Below are 6,481 nucleotides of genomic sequence, written 5' to 3'. Positions count from 1 at the left end.
TGGGTGACCCGATCGAGGCGCAGGCACTGCTGGCCACCTACGGCCAGGACCGTGCGGCCGACCAGCCGCTCCACCTCGGCTCCATCAAGTCCAACATCGGTCACACACAGGCCGCGGCCGGTGTCGCGGGCGTGATGAAGATGGTACTGGCGCTCCAGCACGGAGTGCTGCCGCAGACACTGCACGTCGACGAGCCGACCCCGCACGTCGACTGGTCGACGGGCGCGGTCTCGCTGCTGACCGAGGCGGTGCAGTGGCCGGAGACCGGCCGCCCGCGCCGCGCGGCGGTCTCGGCGTTCGGCATCAGCGGTACGAACGCGCACACCGTCCTGGAACAGGCACCCGAGCCGGCCCCGGCGGGGCCCGTCCCCGATCCGGTGGCGGAACCGCTGTCGGTGCCGTGGGTGCTGTCGGGCAAGTCCGAGGCCGCGCTGCGCGGCCAGGCCGAGCGGCTGCGGGCGCACCTCACGGCACAGCCCGAGGCGGACGCGGTGGATGTCGCGTACTCGCTGGCCACGACCCGTGCCGTCCTGGACCACCGGGCCGTGCTGGTCGCCGAGGACCGGGATGGACTGCTGCGCGGCCTGGCGGCACTCGCACGCGGCGAGTCGGCAGAGGCGGCGGTGCCGGGCCTGATCCAGGGCACGGTGACGGCCGGCAAGGTGGCCTTCCTCTTCACCGGCCAGGGCAGCCAGCGGCTCGGTATGGGCCGCGAACTCTACGACACCCACCCGGTGTTCGCCGATGCGCTGGACGCGGTCTGCGCGCATCTGGACGGGCACCTCGACCGTCCGCTGAAGGACGTGCTGTTCGGTGACGACGCCGAGCTGCTCGGCCGGACGGGCTTCACCCAGCCCGCGCTGTTCGCGGTCGAGGTGGCGTTGTTCCGTCTGGTCGAGTCGTGGGGCCTGAAGGCCGACTTCCTCTCCGGGCACTCCATCGGCGAACTGGCCGCCGCCCATGTTGCGGGCGTGCTCTCGCTGACGGAAGCCGCGAAGCTGGTGGCGGCCCGTGGCCGCCTGATGCAGGAACTGCCCGCCGGTGGCGCCATGATCGCGGTGCAGGCGTCCGAGGAGGAGGTGCTGCCGCTGCTGACCGAGGGTGTGAGCATCGCCGCGCTCAACGGTCCGCAGTCGGTGGTCGTCGCGGGTGACGAGGACGCGGCCGTCGCGATCGCCGCGACCTTCGAGCGACAGGGCCGCAAGACGAAGCGTCTGACGGTCAGCCACGCCTTCCACTCGCCACGCATGGACGCGATGCTGGAGGACTTCCGCAAGGTCGCCGAGAGCCTCACGTACGAGGCCCCGCGCATCCCGATCGTGTCGAACCTGACCGGTGCCGTCGTCTCCGCCGAGGAGATCACCAGCCCCGGGTTCTGGGCACGGCACGTGCGGGAGGCGGTCCGCTTCCTGGACGGCGTACGGGCCCTGGAGGACCAGGGCGTGACGACGTATGTCGAGCTGGGCCCGGACGGTGTGCTCACCGCCATGGCCCAGGACTGCCTCGCCGAGCCCGGCCGCGCCGTGCTCGCACCGGTGCTGCGCACGGGCAGGCCGGAGGCACGGGCGGCGACCGACGCGCTGGCACGGCTGTTCGTCCGCGGCACGGCCCCGGACTGGGAGGCGTTCTTCGCCGGTACGGGCGCGCGCCGCGTGGCCCTGCCGACCTACGCCTTCCAGCACCAGCACTACTGGGCCGACGCCCTGCTGAGCCTGGACGAGTTCGCCTCGATGGGGCTCGGCGCCGCCGGTCACCCACTGCTGGGTGCCGCGGTGGAGCTGCCCGACTCGGACGCGTTCCTCTTCTCCGGCAGGCTCTCGCTCCGCTCGCACGGCTGGCTGGCCGACCACATGGTCGGGGACACGGTGGTGGTGCCTGCCACGGCCTTCGTCGAGCTGGCGGTCCGCGCGGGCGACCGGGCCGGCTGCGAGCTGCTCGAAGAGCTGACCCTGGAGGCGCCACTGGTGCTTCCGGAACGCGGCGGCGTGCAGCTTCGGGTGTCGGTCGGTGAGCCGGATGACGTCGGCCGCCGCACACTGGCCGTCCACTCCCGCCCGGAGCGGTCGGACCGGCCGTGGACCCGGCACGCCAGTGGCCTGCTGGCCACCGGCGAGTCCGTGACGAACCCTGCGGGCCTGGCCGAGCTGTCGGCCTGGCCGCCCGCCGACGCGCAGCCCGTGGCGGCCGACGAGGTCTACGGCCGGCTGGTACACGCCGGTCTGTTGCACGGCCCGGCCTTCCAGGGCCTGGAGCGCGTCTGGCGGCGCGGTGCGGAACTCTTCGCCGAGGTACGGATCGCGGCGGAGCGGCAGCCGGAGGCCACGCGCTTCGCGCTGCACCCGGCACTGCTGGACGCCGCGCTCCAGCCGCTGGCGCTCCTGGCGGCGGACACGGACGGCGCCGCACTGGCGGGTTCGTGGCGCGGAGTGAGCGTGCGCGCGATCGGCGCGGACGCGCTGCGGGTACGGCTGGCGCCGGTCGCCGACCCGGCCCTGGACGGCGCGGTCTCGGTGGTGGTGGCCGACGCGGCGGGCTCGCTCGTCGCAACGGTCGAGGCGCTGGGCACCCAGCCGATGGACCTGGACCGGATCGCCGGTGCGACGGCCGCCACGGCCGGACACCACGATTCACTGTTCCGTGTCGACTGGACGGCGCTGCCCGCGCCTTCGGCGGTTTACGCCGAGCCCGTCGCCGTCATCGGCGGCGGCGACGAACTCAAGCTGGGCGTCGCGCTGGAGCCGGCCGGGGTGCACGCCGAGACGTATGACGACCTCGCGGCGCTGAACGCGGCCGTCGCGGCGGGCGGCACCGTGCCCGGCACGGTGCTGCTGCCGCTGCTGCCCGAGTCCGGTGACGTGCGCGACGACGGCCTGGCCAGGGCCGTCCACACCGCCACCCACCGCGCCCTGAGTCTGCTTCAGGAGTGGCTGAACGGTGGGCGGCCGGGCGCGGCCCGGCTGGTGGTCGTCACCCGGGGCGCGGTCGCCGCGGCCGACGACGTCGAGGTCGCCGACCTGGTGAACGCACCGGTCTGGGGTCTGCTGCGGGCCGCGCAGGCGGAGAATCCCGGGCAGTTCCTGCTGCTGGACGTGGACGGCGACGCGTCGTTCGCGGCCATTTTGGGCGCACTGGCCTCGGGCGAACCGGAGCTGGCGCTCCGCGCGGGCACGGCGTACACGCCGCGTCTGGCCCGGAGCGAGACCGAGGCCGGGGTGGTGCGCGGGGCGGCCATCGATCCCGAGGGCACTGTCCTGATCACCGGCGCCACCGGTGGGCTGGGCCGGCTGCTGGCCCGGCACCTGGTCACCGAGCACGGCGCCCGCCACTTGCTGCTCGTCAGCAGGCGCGGTCCGGCCGCCGAGGGCATGGCGGAACTGACCGGCGAACTCCGCGCGCTGGGCGCCGAGGCCACCGTGGCCGCCTGCGACGCCTCGGACAGGGTGGCGCTCGCCACCTTGCTGGCGAGCGTTCCCGCCGGACACCCGCTGACGGCCGTGGTGCACACCGCGGGCGTGCTCGACGACGGAGTCATCGACCTGCTGACACCGGAACGGGTGGACCGGGTGCTCGCGCCCAAGGTCGACGCGGCCGTGAACCTGCACGAACTGACCCGGGACCTGGACCTGTCCGCCTTCGTGCTGTACTCGGCGGCGGCAGGCACCCTGGGCAGCCCCGGACAGGGCAGCTACTCGGCGGCCAACGTCTTCCTGGACGCCCTGGCCCGGCACCGCCGAGCCCGTGGCCTGGCCGCCGTGTCCCTGGTGTGGGGCATGTGGGCCGAGGAGCGCGGCATGGCCGGCACGCTCGGCGCGGCCGATCTCGGCCGGTCGGCGCGCGGCGGTGTGCTGCCGCTTTCCGCGGCGGAGGGCCTGGCCCTGTTCGACGCGGCCCGCGAGGCCGACGAACCGGTGCTGGTGCCGGTACGGCTGGACCTGGCCGCGCTGCGCTCCAACGCCGCCGCCGGGGAGCTGCTGCCGCTCTACCGCGGCCTGGTACGCACCCCCGCCCGCCGCGCCGCGGAATCAGGCCGTGCCACCACGGCAGCCGAGGCCGGGGCCGAGACGCTGGCGGCGCAGCTCGCCGGTCTCTCCGACGCCGAACAGCGGCACACCGTACTGGATCTGGTACGCCGTCAGGTGGCCGTGGTGCTGGGCTACACGTCCCAGGACCAGGTGGGCGCCGAACAGGCATTCAAGGAGCTCGGCTTCGACTCGCTGACCGCCGTGGAACTGCGCAACCGCCTCAACGAGGCCAGTGGACTGAGGCTCTCGGCGACGCTGGTCTACGACTACCCGACCCCGCTGGCGCTCGCGCACCAACTGCTCGCCGAGGTGGCACCCGAGGAAGCGGCGGCAGGGCACTGCGTACTGGACGAGTTGGAGCGGCTGGAGAACACCCTGTCCGCGCTGGCGCCGGAGGATCTGGCCGCGGTGGCCGAGAACGAGGCCGACCACGACCGCATCGCGGTGCGCCTGCAGTCGCTGCTGACGAAGTGGAACGACGTCCGGAACGCCATGGACGACACCGCCGGGGCGGGCGCGCTCGAAGAGGCCAGCGACGACGAACTCTTCGACTTCATCGACAAGAGGTTCGGAAAGAGCTGAGAACCCGAGAAGGCCGGGATGTACGAGACGGCTGAGAAATCCCGGGGAACTCAGCGGCCGGACGCGCGGCAGCACCACCCCACCGACCACCCCGACGATCCACAGCATTCGAATAGGACGCGCCACATGGCGAATGAAGCAAAGCTCCGCGAATATCTCAAGAAGGTCACCACAGACCTCGACGAGGCGTACCGGCGCCTTCAGAAAATCGAGGACCGAGCCCGCGAGCCGATCGCCATCGTGGCAATGAGCTGCCGGTTCCCCGGCGGTATCCGCACCCCCGAGGAGCTGTGGCGGCTGCTCGCCGAAGGTGGTGACGCGGCGGCGGAATTCCCCGACGACCGCGGCTGGGACCTGCAGAACCTGTTCGACTCGGATCCGGACACCCCGGACACCACCTACACCCGCGAGGGCGGGTTCCTCGGCGACGCCACCCGGTTCGACCCGGCGTTCTTCGGGATCTCCCCGCGCGAGGCGACGGCGATGGACCCCCAACAGCGGTTGCTGCTGGAGACCGGATGGGAAGCGTTCGAGCGGGCCGGGATCGACCCCGCGAGCGTGCGCGGCAGCCAGACCGGCGTCTTCGCCGGCATCAACGCCTCCGACTACCTGTCGGTGGCACTGAAGGCCGAGGAGGACTTCAGCGGGCACCTGGGCACCGGCAACTCCGCCAGCGTGCTCTCCGGCCGCGTCAGTTATGTCTTCGGCCTGGAGGGCCCGGCGGTCACCGTCGACACCGCCTGCTCGGCGTCGCTGGTCGCGCTGCACCTGGCCGTCCAGGCACTGCGGCTGGGCGAGTGCTCGCTGGCCCTGGCCGGCGGCGTCCACGTGATGTCCACGCCCGGCCTGTTCGTCGAGTTCAGTCGGCAGCGCGGACTGTCCCGGGACGGCCGCTGCAAGGCGTTCGCTGCGGATGCCGACGGTTTCGGACCGGCCGAGGGCGTGGGCGTGCTGCTGCTGGAGCGACTGTCCGACGCCCGGAAGAACGGCCACCAGGTGCTCGCGATCGTGCGGGGCAGTGCGATCAACCAGGACGGTGCGAGCAACGGTCTGACGGCGCCGAACGGGCCGTCCCAGCAGCGCGTCATCCGCCAGGCGCTCGCCAACGCCCGGCTGTCCGCCACCGATGTCGACGTCGTCGAGGCGCACGGCACCGGCACTGCCCTCGGTGACCCGATCGAGGCGCAGGCGCTGCTGGCCACCTACGGCCAGAACCGGCCCGCCGACCGGCCGCTGCTGCTGGGCTCGGTGAAGTCCAACATCGGCCACACCCAGGGCGCGGCAGGCATCGCGGGCGTGATGAAGATGGTGCTGGCCATGCGGCACGGCACGGTGCCCGAGTCGCTGCACATAGCCGAGCCGTCCCCGCACATCGACTGGGCGGCCGGCTCGGTGAATCTCGTACGGGAGGCCACGGCCTGGCCGGAGACCGGGCGGCCCCGCCGCGCGGGCGTCTCCGCCTTCGGCTTCAGCGGCACCAACGCGCACGCCATCATCGAGCAGGCCCCGGCCGAGGAGCCCGCCCCCGCCGAGGAGCCGGTACGCCAGCCCGGCGTGCTTCCGTGGGTGCTCTCCGGCAAGGGCGAGGCGGCGCTGCGCGCCCAGGCTGCGAAGCTGCTGGACCTGCTGCGGGCCGACGCCGGGCCGCGCCCGGTGGATGTGGGCTACTCGCTCGCCGTCACCCGGTCCGCCCTGGAGCGCCGCGCCGTGGTCGTCGGCGAGAGCCGCGACGAGTTGCTGGCCGGTCTGCGGACGCTTGCGGATGGTGGCATGGCACCGGGTGTGGTGCAGGGTTCTGCCGTCGGTGGGCAGGTGGCTTTTGTCTTTCCTGGTCAGGGGTCGCAGTGGGCCGGTATGGCCGTGAAGCTCATGGATGC

2 protein-coding genes are annotated in these 6,481 nt (G+C 73.1%); both read left to right on the top strand.

Annotated elements, in window-relative coordinates; translation table 11 throughout:
• Window positions 1-4,604: type I polyketide synthase (locus ABTZ94_RS35620; RefSeq protein WP_351207286.1), on the top strand; the 4,604-nt coding region annotated here is incomplete at its 5' end.
• 126 nt (window positions 4,605-4,730) lie between these two features.
• A partial coding sequence (locus tag ABTZ94_RS35615; protein WP_351207284.1) for a type I polyketide synthase occupies window positions 4,731-6,481 on the top strand: 1,751 nt, incomplete at its 3' end.

Source organism: Streptomyces sp. NPDC002785, from assembly GCF_040295565.1.
Classification (GTDB): Bacteria; Actinomycetota; Actinomycetes; order Streptomycetales; family Streptomycetaceae; genus Streptomyces.
The sequence above is the reverse complement of the archived record's forward strand: the minus strand, read 5'-3'. Positions and strand labels throughout refer to the sequence as shown.